The sequence below is a fragment of the Crocinitomicaceae bacterium genome, from assembly GCA_016708105.1.
Taxonomy (GTDB): Bacteria; Bacteroidota; Bacteroidia; order Flavobacteriales_D; family Crocinitomicaceae; genus JADJGJ01.
Map to the genome: position 1 here is coordinate 1 of JADJGJ010000005.1, position 21,969 is coordinate 21,969.

The window sequence follows — 21,969 nt, forward strand, 5'->3', positions numbered from 1 at the left end:
CAATGATCCAAACTTTGATAATTATTACCGTTTTCAAGGATATCAGGTTTATCAGTTGTTGAATGATGATGTGTCTTCTACTGATTTGGGTGACTTGAGTTTGGCGCGTTTGGTTTTTCAATGTGATGTAAAAGATACTATTTCAAAATTGGTAAACTATACCTATGATAGTGATATGGGCGCTTCAATTCCTACCGTAATGGTTGATGGAAACAATGAAGGAATTCGTCATTCATTTAATGTAACAGAAGATTTGTTTGCTACCGGAGACCGAACTCTGGTGAATTTCAAAACCTATTATTACATGGTGATCGCGTATGCTTCAAATCAATTTAAAAAATATGATCCAACAGATCCTCTTTATCTGAACGGACAAAAAATTCCTTATCTCGCAAGTAGAAAAGCATCCATTGGAGAAATTAAAGTATATGAAGCCATGCCACATCATCCTGCATCAGAAAATGGAGGAACAATTTTTAGCGTGCCTTATGGATATGAATTGCCTGTAACACGCATTGATGGTTGGGGAAACGGTGGTTTATGGACGAATATCACACCAGAGTCAGAAGCTGAAATTTTAGAAAATAATCAAGTGAATGAACTGAGTTATACCACCGGTGCGGGTCCGGTTAAAATTACGGTGATTGATCCGCTGAATTTACCTGCGGCTGATTTTGAATTATATTTTCAGCATGATGCATCCGGAGATTTAGATTCTGCCAATTGGTACATTATTCAAAGCGGTACAACAGATACTATTCATTCTGATCATCCAATTCATTTTGCTAATGAGCAAATAATTCCTGAATGGGGTATTTCAGTTTCAATAGAACAAATTGCTTATGAAGATGGAAATATGTCTTACATGAATTGGAAAACAAAACCCATTGATGCGCGCATAGAATTTGCAGACTCATCAAAGCGGTGGTTGATGGGGGTGCCGGATGATGATCAATATTATCCAACAAACTGGATTAGGTCAGGCACCTACATTCCGCAAGATGATGAATGTATTGGAGGTGAGTTGTACAATCCATGTTACTACAAAGACAAAAATTTGGACGCAGATGAAAACTATGAAAAATTGTTGGGCGGCACTGTGGCGCCCTTTAAACTGGTAGGGTCTGAATTCATTGGTATGCCACTTGGATATCCTGATGTGTCTTATGATACAGAGGTGAATCCAACATCTTGGTTTACGCCGGCTGTTGCACAAAATCAAACCAGTTTTGCAGATGTGCATGGTGTAGACATTGTGATCACAGCAGATAAATCAAAATGGACCCGTTGTCCGGTGATTGAGACTTGTCATGTTTCAGGTCAGGCTTATGGAGGCTCATCTATTTGCAAACTGCGTTATTCAAATTCGGTTGATCAAAATGGAAATCAAGAAAGCGGAACAGGTATGGGTTGGTTTCCCGGTTACGCGATTGATGTTGAAACAGGTCAGCGCCTCAACATGGCATTTGGTGAAAATTCGTGGCTCAATGGATCAAACGGAGAAGATATGATGTGGAACCCAACAGATGAATTTTTTGATAATATAGGAGAACCACTTTTTGGTGGCAGTCATGCCATTTATGTTTTTGGCGTTGATGTTGGCGGTAGTGATATGCCGGTTTATGATGAGGGAGAATGGCTTTACGCGCAACTACAAAATGAAACGGCATCATCCTACATTAAAGCATGGAAAAATTGCCAGTGGATTATGATGCCAATCGTGATGCCCGGACATGATTTGCTTGAAACTGACGTGAGAATCAGTTTGCGTGTTGAGCATCCTTATCAGGAAAAAAATTTCACCGGTATAAATGATGGTCTTCCTGCATATCGTTTTTCTACTAACGGATTACAAACCCTCACTGATCAAAATCAAACAGCCATTGAATCATTGAGCAGAATTAAAGTTGTTCCTAACCCATATTACGCGTACTCATCTTATGAAAAAAGTGGAGTAGAAAATAGAGTGCGTATCACCAACTTACCTGAGGTATGTGCAATCACTATTTTCAACATGAGCGGGCAATTGGTCAAACGCTTTGACAAAGACAATGAACTTTCATTTATTGATTGGAACTTGGTAAATCACGTCGGTATTCCGATTGCAAGTGGCGTGTATTTGATTCACGTAAATGTGCCGGGTGTTGGTGAAACAATCATCAAATGGTACGGCGCCATGCGTCAGTTGGATATTCATAATTTATAATGGAGTTGTTTAGCCAAAACTTGTGCGCTGCCTGAGCCAATTGGGGGTTGGCTGAAATTATTCTTTGAGAAGCACGGTAACTTCTGATTTTAATTTTGGGATATGGTTGATGATAATGCTCCAGATGAGTTCATCTGAGATGGTATCATAACCATGAATTATTCTATTTCTGGTTCCAACAATTTTCTGTGCATTTTCCAGATTAAAATTCTTGTCTTTTTTTAATATTCTGTTCGCGGCTTCACCTATGATTTCCAGATCTCTTTCGATAGCCCTTTTGGTTTTAATATCGGCTTGATAAAACTCAAAAGTTTTTGGTCTATCAGCAAAGTAGCTTTCTATTTCATGAATTGACTGTAGTATATCATAAAGCAGCGCTTTAATTTGATTATCCATAGATTAACTTTTTTGTTTCATCAATGGATTTTCTGAGATACGGATTTTTAAGCGCTTGATTCTCTAACAAGTCAACGTTTCTATTGAAAATTTTTTCTAATGACATTTTCAAATCAAAATAATTATCAGCATAATCATGTGGGTTTATACTTGAGAAATCCACAATTAAATCAATGTCGCTTTTATTGTTAAATGAACTAGTTAAAACAGATCCAAAAGCGAATAGTTTTGCCACCTTATGCTTAAGGCAGAGCGCATTAATTTGATCCATGTTTTGTTCTATTAACCTCACAAATCAAAAATACGATATTTTGCTGTTATGTGTACGCGTTTGTGTAAATTCTCTCTCTCGCACATTGTTCTGCATCCCCAAGTTTGTGTTCAACTCATGTGTGACGTATGGAGGAATGCAATTGAATTGGATCAACAACACAGTATTTTCAACGCTGAAATAGACACAAAACTAAATAGGATTCATACCAAACCATCAGAACAATTTGAAAAAATTTAGTGTATAATCGAGCCATGGAGTTAATTCAAAAGGCTTCCCTGTTAATTTTTAGTTAAAAGCCTAAACGGTTTAGAATTGAAGAATGTCGTCCTAAACCGTATAGCCTGACCCATTGCAAACTGTTTATGGCATAAGATTTGCGACTTGAATAATATCCAATTAAAAACGCAAAAAATTTAGTTGGTTACTCTCTAAAAATTACAACTATGAAAAAAACATTACTTCTCTCTGTTTTCGGTGTTGCTTTATTGAGCGGTTGTCAGAAATATCGCGATAAAGAAGTTTACGCCAATGTTCCCATTTATATGGATTATGCTGCATTTCGTGAATCATTCACGTTTGAAAAAGATGTAGCTATTCAAGGTGCGGGCAATATTTATGTGTACAACAATTACATTTTTTTATCTGAAGAAGATAAAGGAATCCACGTAATTAACAATTCAAATCCTGCAAACCCAATTGTTGAGGGTTTCATGAATATTCCCGGCAACACGCAAATGGCGGTGAAAGATCATTACCTCTATGCTAATAGTTTTATTGATTTGTTGGTGATAGATATTTCAACTATTCAAGATCCGAAATTGGTAAACCGGATTGCTGATGTTTTTGCTTATGCTACACCAGCCACTGATGATGCTTATCCGGTTGCAGATGTACATAAAGATAGAGGAGTTGTAATTGGCTGGAAAATTGAAAAAACAAAAGATGTATCAGGCTGGGGTGCAAAATTTTTTGTGTCTGATTGTGCAGATTGTGAACAAACTGAAATGACTACTAAAAGCGCAAGTTCTGTGCCTACTACCTTATCAGGTTCAATGAGTAAATTCACTATTTATGATAATTATCTCTACGCAGTGGATGATGATCATTTGGTAAGTTTCAATATTTCATCTCCTGAAAGTCCATCATTCCTTGCAAGCCGACCAACATGGAGAGATTGCGAAACACTCTTTGAAAAAGACGGATACTTGTATATGGGAACAACTACCGGTATGGTGATTTACAATGCAAAAAATGCGCCTTCAAGTCCTGAAGAAATTTCTGAAATTGAACACGTACAATCATGTGATCCGGTTTTTGTTGAAGGTGATTATGCTTTTGTAACACTGCGTACCGGAACTGAGTGTGGGGGAGACATCAACGAATTGCAGGTAGTAGATATCAGCAATAAATATTTTCCAATGGTGAAAAGAAATTATGACATGAATAATCCACACGGGTTAGCAGTTGATAACAATTTACTTTTCCTATGTGATGGTACGGATGGATTAAAAATATTTGACGCATCAAATCCAAAAGATTGCGGCGAAAACTTGTTGTATACTCATCCCGGAATTAACGCGCAAGATATTATTTTGAACAACGGATACGCTGTGTTGATTGCTGAGCATGGTATCTATCAATATAATTATTCAAATGTTTCTGATTTACAATTTGTGAGTTCGCTTGAATTCTGATTAACTGTTTGATTTTTTACGAAGAGGGATGGATGATTTCTATCCCTCTTTTTTTCTACGTTGTAGGTTCAGGTCGCGACCTGAGCCTACAATGTAGGAATGTGAATTTCAAATATAAAATTATCTATTATTGCTCATTCTACTTTGATTTCTTCATGCTTGTTTATATTTTGTACTTTTGAGACTCAATAGAAAGATTATGCTTGAATCCATGACCGGTTTCGGAAAGGCGTCCGGAACGTTTCACCAGAAAAAAATTACCGTTGAAATCAAATCACTCAACAGCAAGAGTCTTGATTTATTTCTGCGCCTTTCATCGGTCTATAAAGAGAAAGAAATTGATTTGCGCAAGAAAATTGGTACTGCACTAGACCGAGGTAAAATTGATTGTTTTGTTACTATTGAAAACAGCGGAGATCTGGGAAGCGGAATCATTAATCAGGAACTTGCGACCATGTATTATCAGGATTTAGAGAAAACAAGTAAAAAAATTGGAGTCAATCTGCATGACCCTATGAGTTTAATTTTGCGCATGCCTGATATTTTTGCCAATCAAATGCAAGAACTCAATGACGAAGAGTGGAGTTTTATTGCAAACCTGGTTGATCAGGCGTTGGAGCAACATCGTTCATTTAGAAAAAATGAAGGACAAGGGTTAGAAAAAGAATTCAGTACCCGCATTGATAATATCCGAAGACTATTTCTTGAAATTCCAAAATATGAGTCTGCGCGCATTGCGGGAATCAAATCACGTATTGAAACAAATCTTGAAGAATTTATTGGTGGAGCCAAAGTAGATAAAAACAGATTTGAACAAGAACTCATTTATTACATTGAAAAAATAGACATTGCTGAAGAGAAACATCGTCTTGAACAGCATTTGGATTACTTTATGCAAACGCTTGCTGAGCCAACATCTCAGGGTAGAAAATTGGGTTTTATCACACAAGAAATTGGTCGTGAAATAAATACCCTTGGTTCTAAATCATATCATTCTGAAATGCAAAAAATTGTAGTGCAAATGAAAGATGAATTAGAAAAAATAAAAGAGCAGGTGTTGAATACGTTGTAGACGTATTTTTAGATTAGAACTTATTTTTCAGAATCCAAATCACCTTCCGTTTCTTTTTTCTTATAGATGTACTGAATAATCAAAGGATCATGCTGAAGGGGCGGTATTGGATTTTCTTCAGTTATTTCAGGTGTTGAGTTTTCAGGTTTTTCATCATCAATTTTCCAATATTCATCTTCAGGTTCAATGCCTTGTTCTTCTTGAATTTCATAGAGTAATTTCTGTGGCTGAGGTCCTTTGTTTTTATAGATGACAGCAAGAATAATTCCTGAAAAAAATCCAAGTGCATGCCCTTCCCAAGAAATATTTACGGCAGTTGGAAAAATTCCCCAGATCATACTACCATAAATAAAAATGACAAAAAGAGAAACTGCAGCAACGCGCATATTTTTTCTAAAAAATCCACTTAGCACCAGAAAAGAAGTAAGACCATAAATTACCCCACTCATACCTATATGATAAGAGTCTCTTGCGAGCATCCACATAGAAATTCCGGTTAAAAAAAAGATCAAAAGAAAAACCTGTGTTGCAATGGTACGGTAATGATAGAACAGCAACCAGGTGAGAACAAATGCAGGAATGGAATTGTTGAAGATATGCCCAAAATCAACCGGGCTATGTAAAAATGGCGCCGCAATAATTCCAACTAACCCTTCTGTCTTTCTCGGTAGAATTCCATATTTATATAAGTGCAATTCAAAACCCACATCAATCAAATAAACCATCCACATTACAAACAACATGGTAAGCGCAATGCGAAATGCAATTCGGGAGATGTGAGATTGAAACATGAAACCGAGTTGAGCAAATAGTGAACCTAAAAAATAATTGTGACGGATTGGCAGAATTTGAGTTTAAATCTTATTATTAGGTTGTCTTGTAGATCATCGTAGGTTGGGGTGAAACCGGTTGAGCAGAGCATGACTTTTCTACCGCTATTTTATCTGTGGGATGTCAAATTATCTGTGATATCATGTTGCTTTAAGTGATTGAGCAAAATCAATAAAATGGAAAAAAATGGAGTGTGATTCCATAAAAAGACATATATTTGTAATCATGATCCAGCGTCAGGCGATAGAAAAATTAAAAGATTTGAGTAGAAAATTCAAAGCAATTGCTGTTATTGGCGCACGCCAATCAGGCAAAACGACTTTGGTAAAACAGGTTTTTAAAAACAAGAAGTATGTATCGCTTGAAAACCCTGACACCCGGAATTTTGCCCTGAGTGATCCGCGTGGATTTTTAGCAACATATCCGGATGGAGCAATACTGGATGAAGTGCAAAGAACACCGGAAATATTTTCTTATTTGCAGGAAGTGTTGGATAGTTCAAAAACCAAAGGACAATTTATACTTACGGGTTCAAATAACTTTTTGTTGCAGCAATCCATTTCACAATCTTTGGCTGGTCGTGTTGGGTATTTGCAATTACTGCCGTTTTCGCTTGCTGAATTAAAAAAAGGCAAGGTACTACCCTCATCAGATGACGAGCTGATGTTTAAGGGATTTTACCCCCCGGTATATGATCAAAAAATTCCGCCAGCTGATTGGTGCCCGAATTATATCAGAACGTATATTGAACGTGACGTACGCCAGATTAAAAATATTACAGATTTAATTGTTTTTGAAAAATTCATGCGTTTGCTGGCAGGCAGAAACGGTCAGGAACTCAATAGTACGGCCATGGCTACAGAAACAGGAGTTGATGTAAAAACTATTCAAACCTGGATTGGAATTCTGGAGAGCAGCTATATCATCTATCTACTAAAACCGCATTTCAAAAATTTCAATAAAACCATAGTCAAAAGACCGAAAATCTATTTTTACGACACATCAATAGTCTGCAATTTGCTGGGCATACAATCAGCACAGCAACTTGCTACGCATCCGTTGCGCGGTGCAATTTTTGAGTCTATGGTGATTACAGAAATGACAAAGAACCGCACCAATGCCGGCATGGCAGTAAATCTTTTTTACTGGAGAGATAAAACCGGATATGAAATTGATGTGATCATTGACAAAGCCGGAAAATTATTACCCGTAGAAATTAAATCAGGGCAAACCATGAATACAGAATTTCTCAAGAATCTAACCTATTGGAGAAAACTGAGTAAGGTCAACAAAGCGCAACTTCTTTATGCCGGAAAAGAAAATCAAAAACGATCAGACGGAACCTCCATTCTGAATTGGAGAGAGGTGATGAAAGAGGAGATTTAATTGAATATTAGTTACATTTAATCGCTTCCGACATTCATTCTAAAGCTGATTTGATGAGATTTCAATTAATTGCGTTTTGGTTTTTTTGTTCATGTAGTGCAATTGCGCAGGATACGCTATTTTTTTATTTTGACATCAATAGTTCTATTATTTCTGATCATGATCAGTCGGGTTTAAGAAATCTTGCAACCCAATATGATGCAGCATCCGTTGATTCAGTATTATTTGTGGGTTATGCAGATTCAATAGGAAATATGAGATCAAATCTCAGGTTATCTGAACGCCGTGCGGAACATACCTACAAAATGTGCAGGAATTTTTTGACGGATGAAATACCCTATCGGATATTAGCAAAGGGTGAAAACGTTAGACCTGAAAACTGGCAAAGCAGAAGAGTTGAAATGATCATTTATCATGAGCCTACTTTGGTGAATGAGGAGGAGAAAGAAGAAATAAAAGAGGCAGATCCACGATGTTTTAAAGTAGATTTTGAGGCACTTGAATATTGCCATATCCGTGAAATAAAAAAAGGGAAGCAGAAATATGTTCAAATTGAAGCTATAAACATTCCGCTTTTCAAAGAGAGAAAACATTACTATGTGATTGCAGGTGCTTCAGGTAAAGTTACCGTACAAAGATTGAACTGGAAATTAAAATCTACCGGTCGCTCTTGGTGGAAAGAAGAACGCTTGGTTGCAACCATGCCAAAAAGTAGTTTTGACAAATTCCAATTTTTCACACTGCAGGATGCACCATGCTCAGGTTGTTCAGAAACAATATTTACAAAGGATACTATAATCCGTGTTATTCCGCAATATTATCCGGATGTTTTTTTAATGGAGAACATGCAAGTGAATATCGGTTTGTTCGGCAGAAAGATCAAATTGCGTGTGCCTAAAGAATACGTGAATTTAGATGAAAATTATTTTTTAGGTACTGATCCAACTGGTTCGGTTATAAATTATCCAATTGAATGGACAGATAAAAACGGGAGAAAAAAAGAAGACTACTATTTTTCAACCATCAGAACACCTCTATTGCTCCCCTTTTACATTAAAAAAATGGGCTATACCACAATCTGTCTAAATGATTACAGTTATATGAATTATCGCACCCCCCCTTTTTTTTGTGGGTTTAAAGGAGTGGGCGGACTTTCATTAGCAACATCTCTTCAGGCCGGCGCATTCTATCACAATGATTCGCTGACATCCTATCTTACTGCAGGTTTTTATTTTAAAGGATTGAATTTGAGTGCCGGCATAAATCAGCACGCAGGATTATATAGTTCTCTTGTTTACAACCGATCTTTTTTATCAATACCATACAGTGCACTTAGTTTTAAAAACCATTGGAGAAGTTTGAGTGAGATGCCAAAGAAATACAAATTCATTCATTTGTATGCCGGAGCTGATGTCAGAACCAGTTTCAATAAAAAATATCAATCATTTCTTGAAACTAATATTCATCTTGGTACAAATTTGCTCAACTCGTATTTCAGAAAAGCAGATATTGCTTTTTTTATTCAAGGCGGATACGCGTATGATTTTCTCAGAGTAATCAATAAAAAACCATACCCTTATGTTGAACTGGGCTTACGATTTGATTTTATTTGGTTTTGATAATAAGTATTCTGTAATACTTCGTAAGTGTTGAATCAACGAAAAATTAATTCCTCACCACCAAATACCGATAAACCCTCTCCCCATCTTGAATAAGCAAGGTATAAACTCCGTTAGCAATGCTTTCATCCAGCGGAATTTCTGATGTACTTTGCGGTAAAAAAATTTGATTGCTGAAAACTAATTCTCCGGTTGCGCTTAGTAGATTTATCTGAATGGTATTTTGAGATGATAATCCACTGAGATATATTTTATCATGGAACGGATTTGGATAAATGGTCAAAGCATTTTCATTTTCAGAAATGGTGGTATAATCAATTACCGAAACATTGAGATACATGGTGTCATTTGGGCAGAGACTATTTTCTGCAACCAGCATAACCAGCCAGTTTCCTGTGGTGGTATAATCATGCCATGGATTGGTATCGGTTGAAGTGGATCCATCTCCAAAATCCCAAAAATATTGATCAGCATTGGTTGAATTGTTTGTAAAAAACACCGCTGAATTTGGCCATGCCACCGGTGAATTACTTAAAAATTCAGCAAGCGGAGCCTGTGCAACATTGATGGTGATAAACTGAGATGTTGTGCTGGTGTCTGAGCCGGCAATGGCATGCAAAATAACTTCAAACGATCCTGAACTGGTGTACGAAATTTGAGGATTAATATCAGTACTTGTTGCAGGACTCCCGTTTTCAAATTCCCAGAAAAATGAATCAGCGTTGGTTGACAAATTGGTAAATAAAACTGATTCTCCGTTGCAAACAACAACGCTTGCAGGTGCAGTGAAATCAGAAACCGGCGGAATGGTGCCTGATTGTAATTCTTGTCCATCTGAACTAGTTACGGCTGATTCAAGTCCGGCTCCATTTTCTGCTTTGATATTCACATAATACATTTGACCAACTATTAATGAGAGTCCGCTTTGTGTGAACGAAGTATTTAAGGCGTTGTTTGTCCATGCATAAATATCCGTTGAACCGGCGCTGGTTCCAATAGAATACCAATACGTCGCTATATCTGAATGCGTATCTGTTGAAGCAGCATAATTAGCAGAAATTTCTGTAGCTGTATTGAAGAAATCTTCATCACCGGCATTACCATCATGAACGGTTAGAATATTGTCAGGGGCGGTCCAGTCAATGTTGATGAGGGTGCTGTCAAAGAGTGAAAAATTATCTGCACCGTCCATGCTCAAACTTGTGACACGTGCTGAAGGTGTTAATGGATTTTGATTTTGATATCGCACTTCATCAGCGCTTGAACCAATAGAAATGGTTTCTGCATTTCCTCTGCTCTTATATACTGTTAGATTGTCAAAAGTGCCCAATGAATTTCCGGTGCGTGGTGAAATGGAATTCCCCGAAGTGAAAGGCGAGGGATCAATCCATGATGATACCAATACATCATCTAAATATGCCTTAATTTCTCCGGTTGAGGGATTGAAATAAATTTTAAAATCATAGGTAATATTCGGATCAACAATAGCATCATCATCGGTCATGAGTACAATAGAATTTCCGGTTGATTTATAAATCTGACATTTATTTTGATCAGCCCGCCAGAACACCATGTATGAATCACCACGTTGATCAAGTGTTGGATCACTGCAAAAAAAGTGGAGACCGGATCTTCTGTTTGTGCCTGTGCCATTAATTTGACCTTGCCAATGATAGAGATAAACATGTTGATCATCTTGTAAAAGGTCAGCGTAAATATTTGAGTTGTTTATTGATTCATCGTTGTGCTGAAGAGCCTCGTTGTTATTGATCCATGTGCCAGTTTGTGAAGTCCATTCGGGGTGAATGGTGGTTCCTTCAAATTCATCCGTAAAAAAACCAAAATCAGTATTAGATCTCCATGCTGTTCCATCAAAATCAGATACACAATAAAACTGATCAGCAATTCCAATATCATCTGTATCTGTAAAATTTGCGGTGAAATCAGCAGTTTGCCAAATACCGGTTGTATTAACTGAACTCAGCGGAGGATTTGCATCCGTCACGCAAGAATAGCTTGCTAAAAATCCGGATGAAACCGTGGACACATCCGATGTAAACCGAAAAGTTACAGACCCGCCACTTGTACTAAAACTGCCCGGTGAGCTTGTGCCGGTATACACTCCAATCAACGGAGATGCGGTAGATGGGCCATCATAGATGTACAGATAATCATAATTATTTTCCACGCTAAATGACGAAAATGAAATATCAATACTTGTTGCATTGGGTGGAGCAATGGTCCATGTATAATCTTCATTGTTATAATAATTTTTATAAGGGCCACCAAAATCATGAATCATTCCGCTGCAAGAATCGGTATAACATTCCGTCATAAAATCGCTGATGGCATTCCACAATTCTGAATAACCGTCATCATAACCAAGCGCCCAGATACCAATGCCTCCGATGCCTGCTGTGTTCATGTGTTGTAATCTTTTTCTGAATGCATCTTCCAAAGAAATAAAGCACTGTTTATTACCTCCGCTATTGAATGCAAAAATATCGGTATAGCTATCTTGATCCCAGCTGTAATTTCCTGCAGAATAGTTTCCTGAAGCGTTGTCCATCACATATTCATACGTGCGCGCGGTTCCGCTTCCTGTTGTTGATGATGGAATACTCAGACTACTTGTTGGCCATTCATATCCGTAATAAGGCAGACCCATGACAAATTTTTCAGGCGGACATCCGTCATCAATATAATCAGTAATTGTTTTTGAAAGCGTGTAATTATAACTTGAACCAAAATGGTAAAGTGGATCACACGGACCGGTGCTGCTGCTGCCTTGATAATAATATGCATAGCCCATGCAAATGTAATGATCAACTTCAGGTTCCATGATAGAGAAATCAAAAACATCACTCCAGTCAACGGCATACAAAACGGTGCTCACATGTGACCCCGGAATGGCGCTATGCATTTGATTGCTGAGGTCAACCATAAAATTGGCAAAGTTGGTAGTTTGAGATGCGGGCAATCCTTCAAAGTCAATATTCACTCCATGCGCCCCGCGAGACTGAACAAGATTAATCAGATTATCAATCAGATTTTGTTTTGCAGTTGCATTGGTGAGAAAAGTTGCGAGATCAGAACTGCCAAAAAGCGTTACGCATAAAGTTACTTTCACTCCATTAGCCAGCGCAGCATCAACAGCTGTTGAAGTCGCCCAGCCATGTGTAGTTAGCGGATCACCCGTTGCAGGATCTACTTCATAAGAAAAAAATGAAAAATGTGTGAGCAATGACCAATCGTAATTATTGTACGCTGCACCCACCCAGTATGGATGCCAACCATACACAATTTTGTTAGGCGTACATCCAATTTTTGTTTGACTCGTTGTGTGAATTTCAGTATTTACATTTTGTTCATACCACTCGGTTGTTTGACCTTGTGCGTTGTAATATTCCAATTGTTGCTGATGAACGGATGGCTGATCTTGCGCAAGTAAAACTTGACAGCAGCATGATACAAAAACGGTAGAAATTAAGTGCAGTATTTTTTTCATATTCAATCTGTATTACTGATAAAATGCGGTAATAGTCAGCCAAATATAAGGTATTCAAAAAGAAGATTTGCCATGTATAATTTGAAGAAACATATTGTTAATCTTCCACATGGCGGTTAAATCGAATTACGCAGAAATTTAATAAATTCAGATTAAGCGATAGAAGAATATTGTTGCTTGTGGGTTGCTAAAAATGATCGTTCCGTAGGCGCAGGTCGCGACCTGCGCCTACGGGGTGAAGGTAATTTGCAACCAGAAGGTCTATGTTTCATATTCCATTGCCAAATCAAGGATAATTCACAGTGCAATTGAAAACATTCGTAATTTTGTAGTTCATGATAAAGCACATTCATATTACATCACCGGCAAAGGCAATTGACAAGGAGTGTATAGATTATGCGGAAAAATATTTACGTGAGCGGAATTTTGAAGTGAGTCTTTCAAAACACGTCACAGGCAGACAAAATTATTTTTCAGGATCAGATGCTGAACGTTTGGCCGATTTTCAGCACGCGTTAGATGATAATAGTATTGATGCTATTCTTTGTGCTCGCGGAGGTTATGGTTCAGTGCGCATAATTGATCAATTAAATTTTGACAAGCTGCGCCATAAGAATAAACTCATTATTGGCTTTAGTGATATAACAGTTTTTCATAATCACGTTTTCACACATCTTGGTATTCCAACCTTACATGCAACTGTTCCCTTGAATTTCCAAACTAACTCTCGTGCGGCTTTGGACTCATTGGTAAATACACTTCAGGGAAAAGATATACAGTATCAAATACCATCTGCAGTGTACAACCGTGTGGGTGAAACTGAGGCTATAGTTGTTGGTGGAAATTTATCAATTTTGCATTCGTTGATTGGCACCAATTCAGATATTGATACGCAAGGAAAAATTCTGCTGATTGAAGATATTGGTGAAGCCATTTATGCGATTGACCGCATGTTTTGGGCGCTTAAAAAATCAGGCAAATTAGAATCTCTCGCCGGTTTAATTGTAGGCGGAATGACCAATATCAAAGACACGGAAATTCCTTTTGGTAAAAAAGTGGAAGAGATCATTGCTGAAAATGTGTCTTCGTATTCATTCCCTGTTTGTTTTAATTTTCCCGCCGGACATATTGATGATAACCGTGCAGTACTTCTTGGAAAAAAAGCAAAGCTACATGTATCAGTAAATGACGTGAGATTTTTTCAGCACGGGTTGGGAACGGTATAGATTACGTCAGTCCCTATCTCTTCCCATGCCTCTTCAACGAAACATAAAACGTAGTTCCTTCACCGGGTTTTGATTCAAACCAAATTTTGCCACCGTGATTTTCGACAATTTGTTTTGACATGGCTAAGCCTAAACCTGTGCCTGTTGATTTAGTGGTGAAATAGGGTACAAATATTTTTTCTTTTTCTTTGTCTGAAATTCCGGCTCCATTATCTTTTACTGCAACAATAAAATAATCGGCAGTTTCTTCCAGCGCAACTACCACTTTGCCATTGTAGGTGTCTTGCTCATCTTGCGGTTTCACAGCTTGCGTAGCGTTCTTAATCAGGTTATTGAATACACGCAACATTAAATCTTTATCAGCCCATACAATGGATGGTTTTGAACGGTCAACCTGCAATTCAAGTTCGTATTCATCATTCTCTTCAAATACAGTTGCCGCCGCGTAGAGTAGTTCAGCTAAATTAATTTCATTCTCTGCGGCTTTCGGCATTTTAGCAAAGTTTGAAAATTCGTTGGCAATTTGTGTAAGGGCATCAATTTGATCAATGAGCGATTTTGTTACCCGTTCAAGTTTTTCTTTTGAATCTTCATCAGCTAATTGAACTGAGCGTTTCAAATGTTGAATGGATAATTTCATTGGTGTGAGCGGATTTTTAATTTCATGCGCAACCTGTTTTGCCATTTCTCTCCAAGCACTTTCACGTTCACTTTTTGCTAATTGTTCAGCGTTAATTTGTAATTCTTCAACTTTTTTATTGTACTCTTTCACCAGCTCACCAATTTCATCAGAACCTGCATATTCAATAGGTTTGGATACTGCTCCAATTTGAATGCTGCGCAAACTATCCTGAATATATTTCAGTGGACGCGTGAGGCGATTAGATAAAGTAATGGCTAAAATAGTTGACAAGGCAAGCATTAAAACCATGATGTTGACAATAGCCAATAAGAAACCTGAAATTTGATTTTCAAGTTCGCCCTGTCGTGAAATGTACTGTACGTTTAAATAGGCAAGCATTTCTCCCTTATTATTAAAAAACGGCATGTAGGCTGACAAATAACTCAAGGCACCAATGCGCTCGTCATGGATAAATTCACTGCGGTGCAAATAATGAATTTGACGATAAGCTTCAGGATTCATTTTGCGTGAAAGAATTCCTTTAGAATATATTTTTGGTTGTGATGATGCCAGCAAATCTCCATCCAACGTGTACAAGTTGATGTCAGTTAAAAATATCGTGCTGAATTTTTTGAGAAGATATTCAAGATAATCTGAAAGTTCATGCCGCAGCTCTTTTTCATCTTTTAATTTATTTTGAAATTCAGTGCGTACTGAGGTGATTTTTTCATTGATCAATCCTTTGTTATTTTCATGATACTGCTCAGCCACAAAGGTTCCGGCACCAATACCAAATGCAACCAGTGAAATCAAAATGAGACCAATCATCACGGCTTGAATTTTCACATTCATTTTCATACTGCGAAATGAAAATCCCTTCATGAATTGTTGGTAACCAAGCGGAATTAAAAGCAAGACACCAAAGATGATTAGCAAATACGAAAAGGAAGTAAAAAGGGCGTATGCAGCGCTTACTTTTTTGCTCATCACCACGGTGTGTCCGTTCTCATATTCGTAGGTGTAATGGCTATATCCATCAATGATTTCAAATTGATTTACCTTTTTGAAATGATCTGTGCAGTGTAATGGATAAGCATATTCTCCTTTATGGTTCACCAACTTATCATCTACAAATTTTGCAATAGAATAGTGCTTGAGTTGATCTGAAAATTTTACCGGTTCTTCAAGTAACAAAGAGGGTAACCCAATGTCTTCCGGGAATTTTTTAGATCGCATTTCAGTGAATAGGTGCCCATGCAGCGAGTCGCCTGATGAAACAAGGTAATGTGCCAGATAAGTTAATTTATCACGGTAATCTCTGATGTAATAAATATGACTTGCAGAGTCAGTACGAATGCCTGAATCACGAATAATTTCAACCAGTCGGTCATATCCTTTTACATCATAATTTTTAAAATCATCTACAATAGATTTATCGCGTTTGAAGAGCGAAAAAGTGAGATCATATTTATTTCGGAGTCGTCTGAATGGCCCGGCTTCTAATTCTTCACTCAATTTTTTCTGGCTAAATTGACCAGAGAAATAGGGGAGTAGAAAATTAGTTTTGCTTAATTCACGTTCAACTTCGCTGTAATCAAATTCGGCCGTTTCATCACGGTCATCAGCAATAATTTCTGCGAGTTTTTGCCGTATTTCAGTCTCTTTTGCGTCATTATATCCTTTCAAAATAAATGAGGCGTAAAAAGAAATAAATGCAAGTGCTGAAACTACGTGTACAAATTTATACTCGCGGTCTTTGTATTGAAACAGCAGTAGAATGCCGCTCAACAAAACCGGCCACACTGAGGTTAACAAAGAATGCTCTGCGTAAATCTGATCTAGTCCTATATAACAAATAGAAATAATGAACCAGGCAAATGCCAGCCGATTGAGTTCAAATGCTGATTTTCTTAATTGTATAACTACATATTGGATGAGCAGAAAATAGGTGTAAAAAGCAATACCTATTAAGGCAATACTCACAAATGAATAGATGTCAAGATCAAAAAGATATTCAAGATCAAAATTGATTTGTGAATCATTCACCAAATCACGTATGAGTGTATTGATTTCAAATGCTACGTAAAATGAAACCAGAAAAAGCGGAAGCAGAAATACAGCAAGCTTCAACTTGATATTACCTTGTTTAAACCAGTTGCGAGTGCGCTTGAGTAAAAAATTTACCAGCAAATAAAATATGGAAAGATTGACGATGAGATCACCCAATGAAGGCACACTTTCTGAAGCAAAAAGTTCGGGCATAAAAATTTCAAAGTCAGACAGCGGTCCCAGCCAGCCTAACTGAATCCATGCATAACGCAAAACTACCAGCGCAATTGGAAATATAACCAGCAGGTATGATTTGCGAATGAGTAATTTCTGAAAACTATTAATGAGCAGTTGAATCAGAATTAAAAATGAAATCAGATAACAAAAAAAGATGACTAATTCTATGGAACTGTTGCGCTCATAGGTTTCAAGCGGGGCAATGTTGAAAATGGGTTTGTTGTATTTATTGTGCACCGGAAAACCTTCACCATCTAAAACAATACGCCCTTTGAAATCAGGCATCAGGTGAGGAGAAAACATGTTCACCAGTTCATCATTTTCAAAATCATATTCATATTTGATGAGCATGCAGGCAACATATCGCTTATTGCCCGCAGTAAGGTATTCAAATTTGTACCATCCGTTTGAGAGCAGCACAATATTTCCATCTTGAATATAGGTGTCCCATTCGTTGGCTAAAGGAATACTGCTGGATGTCCACAAGGTAAGCGTGTCATCAGTGTAAATGAAATAATCAGTATGTGTTTCATCAGCAAAGTAGCGTGCGTACTCAAACTGCTCAAGTTCGGTGTTTTTTGACTCAACACCGGTGACAAGATTTTGAAGATTTATTTCAAGTTCAGCGCATTTATTTTGAAAGGCTACTTCAAATTCTTGCACATCTTCTTCCGTGACGGTGTACTTGAGAAAATTTTCATGGAGAATAAAAGCAATGATCCAAAGCAGAAATCCCGCAATGGCTGACCAGATAAATTTGCTTTTATACTTTTGGTTCATCTGTTAATTCCAGTTTTTTAGCAATAACGGAGGTGAGTATATGAATATTTTCATCAAATGATTCATTATTGGTAATTACCAAATCAGAGGCATCTTTATGGGGCAGAATGAAATGGTGAAATGATGGCAATACATGATTTTTCCATTGATATAAAATCTGCGCTTCAGTATAATTGCGTTCATTCATATCTCTGCTTAGACGTCTCTTCAACTGCAATTCAGGTTCAACAGAGAGAAAAACTTTATAATCAAGCAGATCTTTTACAAAGGGATAGTGCATCACAAAAAGACCTTCAACTATTAGCAGTTCTTTAGGTTCAATGCGCGCTTTGTTTTTAGGTGCTTCAGGATTATTGAAGCCGTAAATATCATGTTCAATCACGTTGCCTTCAAGCAGATATTCAAGATCCATTTGAATGCGGTTTTGATCAAGTGCGGTTGGTAAATCAAAGTTGATCACACCATTTTCATCTACCCATTGATGTTCTTTTGGCAGGTAATAATTATCCAATGAAAAAGTAGAAACCCGGTTCTGGAATTCATGGTATAATTTCTGAATGAGTGTAGTTTTACCAACTCCGCTTCCGCCGGTAATACCAACTATAAATTTTATTTTTTGCTTATTCACAAAAATGCAGGTGATTAAAGAGTTCCGAAAAATACGAAAAATCGCCCATTGAACATTGGAATCACGTAAATTTGAGCAAATGTCCAACCACCGCCATTTATGACAGAAAATAAAGTGAATCTTGCCTTGCAGGTGCTGCCAGTTTCAGAAACCAAGCATCCTTATGCTATTGTTGACAAGGCAATTGGGGTAATCCAAAAATCAGGTTTGAAATTTCAAGTTTGTCCCTTTGAAACCGTTATTGAAGGTACTTGGAATCAAGTGATGCAAGTTGTGCGTGAAGTGCATGAAACTTGTTATGCCAATGAAACTGATAAGATGATGATGTATATCAAAATTCAATCAGACAGCAAACGTGATGTGACTATTGATGATAAGATGGAGAAGTATGGGTAAACGACCAATGGCAATGGATACAATTTTGCATTACTCATTGCTTTTTTTTCTCAATAGACGCAGTAATTTTTTAGGATTTTGCCGATTGTCCCAGAAAGCGGTTATAATGATATTGGTTTTCACTATTGTCCGGGGAAAAAGTAAAATATTCAGATAAAGCTTCCCCGGCCATCAAAAAAGATAGGTGAATTGCGATTCTTAGTAAGGACGGGCCGCAGATACGTTCCTTCAATTACAATGTTCCGGAGTCCGCACTTAGAATTTGCAAGAAGTATTGCCCTGCTTTTTGCGGGCCTGATTTTTCTTTGGGTCAAGCCAAAGAAGAAAACATAAAACCGAAACCAGTAAGCCCCACGGTTGATTATTTATTGAAATCAATTGGTGCCATTGGTTTCAAAGTCGTTCTAAAATATTTTATCGGACAGTAATGATTGGTTTTGGTGATTTTATAAAAAACACTAAAATGACCAAGGACAGACACATGCGTGTCAGGGTAGTTTACACTCTTGAATGAATAGGGATTTTTGTGAATAACGGAGATTTGCTCTGCAATAAGTTTGATCAATTTTTCGGCGTATAATGTTGTACCATTTCTTTCAATCCAGTATTTCAATATTTCCCTTCGCTGTATTACAGCTGTGTTGGTCCAAACTACTGTTCTTTTAACCATTTCAAATCTGATTTATCAAGTTGAGATTGAGAAATCACATTTCTCTCTGCGATATCTTTTTCGCTCATATTCAACATGACAATCTGTTCATTGGTGAGTTTTACTTTATCACTCTCTGCAGCACTGTTATTAACCAATTGGAATAATGCGTTTAGGTAATCCTTATTGGAAATGGTCATAAGTTTTTCAATAATGCCATTGCGGATGTGATCAACTGAAGTCATGACGTATTATTTAATTAGTAAAGGTATGAAAAAAAAGTGATTTGAATTTTGTTCTTGAACTTTCCTATCATCACATTAGCACCTATTTCAGGACTTTTGTTTTCTGTTGTACTTTGTGCTTAATATTTGAGTTCAGGGGATACCATTTATACACAAAAGACTGCAGGGACATGAATGACCGTGAGGACAGTTTATTGTCCCTCCATGTCCTTACTGTCCTTATTGCTATTACCCCCTATCAAAATTTACAAATCCAACTTCTCTGCAACAACTTTTCTCTTTATCTTCATTGCCTGTTATTAATTTAAAACTCTGATGGCAAAAACTACATCCAAATCATTATCAGAAAAAGATCAACGTGATTTACTGGAAAAACTTGAACAGCGTTTCACAAAAAACATGCAACGACACAAAGGCATTGAATGGAAAAAAGTAGTAGATCAATTGAAAAAAAATTCAGCTTTTTTGATGACCCTTCACAAGATGGAATCTACAGGCGGAGAACCAGATATTGTTCTGCTAACTGATAAAAAAGAGGAACTCTTTTTTGTTGATTGTGCGGCTGAAACGCCGGTGGGAAGAAGAAGTTTGTGCTATGATCGTGCAGGCCTTGAATCACGAAAAGAAAATCGTCCGGTGAACAGTGCAATGGATTTGGCAAATGAAATTGGCATTGAAATGTTGGATGAGGATCAATACAGAAAATTGCAATCGGTTGGAAAGTTTGATACTAAAACGTCAAGTTGGTTAAAAACTCCTGCTGAAATCAGAAAACTGGGCGGTGCTATTTTTGCAGATTTTAGATTTGGACGTGTTTTTGTTTATCACAACACCGCCCAATCATACTATGGCAGTAGGGCATTCAGAGGATTTGTAAAAATTTCACATAACATAAAATGAAAGAAGCAATGAATTTTTCAGAGATTAAAAACCACTGTAATCACGTATCGAAAATAAGTGCTGAATTGATTGATAAATATCTTTTGTATTATGCTGCTGAGCGTGAAAATTTGGAACCATACATGAATGCCCAAATAAAAAAATATAAACAGGCATCACGTGAATTACATCCAAGCTCATTGAATATTTTTAAATCAGAATTTATTGCGCATCGCATATTTAAAAAAGACGGACTTGTTCATCGGTATTTGCAACAAAGTGAAATTAAAAAAATTCCTGCTGAGCAATTTGAATTCCTTCAAGCGAACGCTGCAAAACCATGGAGATATTGTTTTGCTCAATTACTGGACAATCCTGAGAATGAATTTTTCAAGATGATTGACGTTTTTACCGGTGAAGAATTTCTGCTCTATTCAAGAAGTATTCAGCAAACTCTGACTGAAATGAATCCGCGCTTGTGGTTTTTGTTGATTTCAGATAATGGAATGTGCTATCAAACATTCGGACTTGTTGTACCACTGAATTCATTTTTACCGGATGATATTTATTTTTTTGGAACTGAAATAAACCCTGATATTGACAGTGATGAAAAACTCATGAATGAGTTAGAGAAAAATCCATTCCCTTTCTTTATGTTGACAATCGTGGCTTCTCACCCTGTGGTTTATTCGGGTGATCATGAGATGAGAATTTGTCAGGCATACGATGATTATTTGAATTTTGATACCAAGAAACTGGAAAAAGATTTTGAAATTGAATTGCGCAATGGAGTTTACAAATTGTCTCTGCGCCATTGGACCGAAAATCCACATTTTGCTATTGCTTATTTTGATACGATCGAAAATTGTTTACTCAGAACTGCCTTCACCTATGAAGGTTTTTACAAACTCACTGAAGCTATGGAACAATATGGATTGGCACTAAACGCTGAACCTGATATTAGCGTCACTCCTACCATCATCAACACCGGAAGCAAAATTCTGAATAAAAAAATTCAGTATAATCCGTATGACAAATTGTTTGTTACGGACAAAAAACAAGAGAATGATGAATCCCTCAAAAAAATGAATCAGTTTACACAGAAACTTGTGCATGTAATTAATTCAGGCAAAGAAATTGACATTAAAAAATTGGCTGACGATGCCGGCATTTCTGAGGAAACAGCAAATCAACTTTACTCCAGCTTTAAAGAAAATTTAGCAAAAAAGAAGGGTTAAAAGGAATAATACAGTTATCCAAATATTACATTTT

At 37.1% G+C, this 21,969-nt stretch carries 17 protein-coding genes; 9 read left to right on the forward strand and 8 right to left on the reverse strand.

The window, feature by feature from the left end; genetic code table 11:
* The coding region (locus tag IPH66_17610) for a T9SS type A sorting domain-containing protein (GenBank protein ID MBK7131154.1) at positions 1-2,206 on the forward strand (2,206 nt) is incomplete at its 5' end.
* 57 nt (positions 2,207-2,263) lie between these two features.
* Here the strand turns inward: IPH66_17610 and IPH66_17615 are convergent.
* Positions 2,264-2,602 carry a DUF86 domain-containing protein gene (locus tag IPH66_17615; protein MBK7131155.1) on the reverse strand — a complete coding sequence of 113 codons (339 nt, stop codon included), beginning with the start codon at positions 2,600-2,602 and terminating at the stop codon, positions 2,264-2,266.
* Complete coding sequence (locus IPH66_17620) at positions 2,595-2,894, reverse strand: nucleotidyltransferase domain-containing protein (GenBank protein ID MBK7131156.1); 300 nt, start codon at positions 2,892-2,894, stop codon at positions 2,595-2,597. The genes IPH66_17615 and IPH66_17620 overlap by 8 nt, the downstream gene beginning before the upstream one ends.
* 425 nt (positions 2,895-3,319) lie before the next feature.
* Here IPH66_17620 and IPH66_17625 point away from each other — a divergent pair, with 425 nt between their 5' ends.
* Positions 3,320-4,570, forward strand: coding sequence for a hypothetical protein (locus tag IPH66_17625; protein ID MBK7131157.1), 1,251 nt, complete (start codon positions 3,320-3,322; stop codon positions 4,568-4,570).
* A gap of 199 nt (positions 4,571-4,769) precedes the next feature.
* Positions 4,770-5,642, forward strand: a complete 873-nt coding sequence (locus IPH66_17630; GenBank protein ID MBK7131158.1) for a YicC family protein — start codon at positions 4,770-4,772, stop codon at positions 5,640-5,642.
* Positions 5,643-5,662: 20 nt separating this feature from the next.
* On the opposite strand, the gene IPH66_17635 is transcribed toward IPH66_17630, so the two are convergent.
* Positions 5,663-6,433, reverse strand: coding sequence for a rhomboid family intramembrane serine protease (locus tag IPH66_17635; GenBank protein ID MBK7131159.1), 771 nt, complete (start codon positions 6,431-6,433; stop codon positions 5,663-5,665).
* Between the two features lie 265 nt (positions 6,434-6,698).
* Between IPH66_17635 and IPH66_17640 the strand changes: the two genes are divergently transcribed.
* Positions 6,699-7,859 (forward strand): ATP-binding protein, encoded by a 1,161-nt coding sequence (locus tag IPH66_17640; GenBank protein ID MBK7131160.1) that lies wholly within the window; start codon positions 6,699-6,701, stop codon positions 7,857-7,859.
* 53 nt (positions 7,860-7,912) lie between these two features.
* Positions 7,913-9,478 (forward strand): OmpA family protein, encoded by a 1,566-nt coding sequence (locus tag IPH66_17645; GenBank protein MBK7131161.1) that lies wholly within the window; start codon positions 7,913-7,915, stop codon positions 9,476-9,478.
* Between the two features lie 46 nt (positions 9,479-9,524).
* Here IPH66_17645 and IPH66_17650 read toward each other — a convergent pair whose 3' ends face one another.
* A complete protein-coding gene (locus IPH66_17650; protein ID MBK7131162.1) occupies positions 9,525-12,986 on the reverse strand; it encodes a T9SS type A sorting domain-containing protein in 3,462 nt (1,153 codons plus the stop codon).
* Positions 12,987-13,321: 335 nt separating this feature from the next.
* On the opposite strand from IPH66_17650, the gene IPH66_17655 reads away from it, so the two are divergent.
* A complete protein-coding gene (locus IPH66_17655) occupies positions 13,322-14,212 on the forward strand; it encodes an LD-carboxypeptidase (GenBank protein ID MBK7131163.1) in 891 nt (296 codons plus the stop codon).
* A gap of 13 nt (positions 14,213-14,225) precedes the next feature.
* Here IPH66_17655 and IPH66_17660 read toward each other — a convergent pair whose 3' ends face one another.
* Complete coding sequence (locus IPH66_17660) at positions 14,226-17,900, reverse strand: GHKL domain-containing protein (protein MBK7131164.1); 3,675 nt, start codon at positions 17,898-17,900, stop codon at positions 14,226-14,228.
* A complete protein-coding gene (locus IPH66_17665; GenBank protein MBK7131165.1) occupies positions 17,884-18,528 on the reverse strand; it encodes an AAA family ATPase in 645 nt (214 codons plus the stop codon). The genes IPH66_17660 and IPH66_17665 overlap by 17 nt, the downstream gene beginning before the upstream one ends.
* 99 nt (positions 18,529-18,627) lie before the next feature.
* Here IPH66_17665 and IPH66_17670 point away from each other — a divergent pair, with 99 nt between their 5' ends.
* Complete coding sequence (locus IPH66_17670) at positions 18,628-18,924, forward strand: thiamine-binding protein (protein MBK7131166.1); 297 nt, start codon at positions 18,628-18,630, stop codon at positions 18,922-18,924.
* Between the two features lie 361 nt (positions 18,925-19,285).
* On the opposite strand, the gene IPH66_17675 is transcribed toward IPH66_17670, so the two are convergent.
* Both IPH66_17675 and IPH66_17680 read right to left on the reverse strand, forming a co-directional pair.
* On the reverse strand, positions 19,286-19,594 hold the full coding sequence (locus IPH66_17675) for a type II toxin-antitoxin system RelE/ParE family toxin (protein MBK7131167.1): 309 nt from the start codon (positions 19,592-19,594) through the stop codon (positions 19,286-19,288).
* On the reverse strand, positions 19,576-19,818 hold the full coding sequence (locus IPH66_17680) for a hypothetical protein (protein MBK7131168.1): 243 nt from the start codon (positions 19,816-19,818) through the stop codon (positions 19,576-19,578). The genes IPH66_17675 and IPH66_17680 overlap by 19 nt, the downstream gene beginning before the upstream one ends.
* 315 nt (positions 19,819-20,133) lie before the next feature.
* On the opposite strand from IPH66_17680, the gene IPH66_17685 reads away from it, so the two are divergent.
* Positions 20,134-20,718 carry a DUF4256 domain-containing protein gene (locus tag IPH66_17685; GenBank protein MBK7131169.1) on the forward strand — a complete coding sequence of 195 codons (585 nt, stop codon included), beginning with the start codon at positions 20,134-20,136 and terminating at the stop codon, positions 20,716-20,718.
* Positions 20,715-21,935, forward strand: coding sequence for a hypothetical protein (locus tag IPH66_17690; GenBank protein MBK7131170.1), 1,221 nt, complete (start codon positions 20,715-20,717; stop codon positions 21,933-21,935). Before IPH66_17685 ends, IPH66_17690 begins: the two co-directional genes overlap by 4 nt.
* Positions 21,936-21,969: the final 34 nt, after the last annotated feature.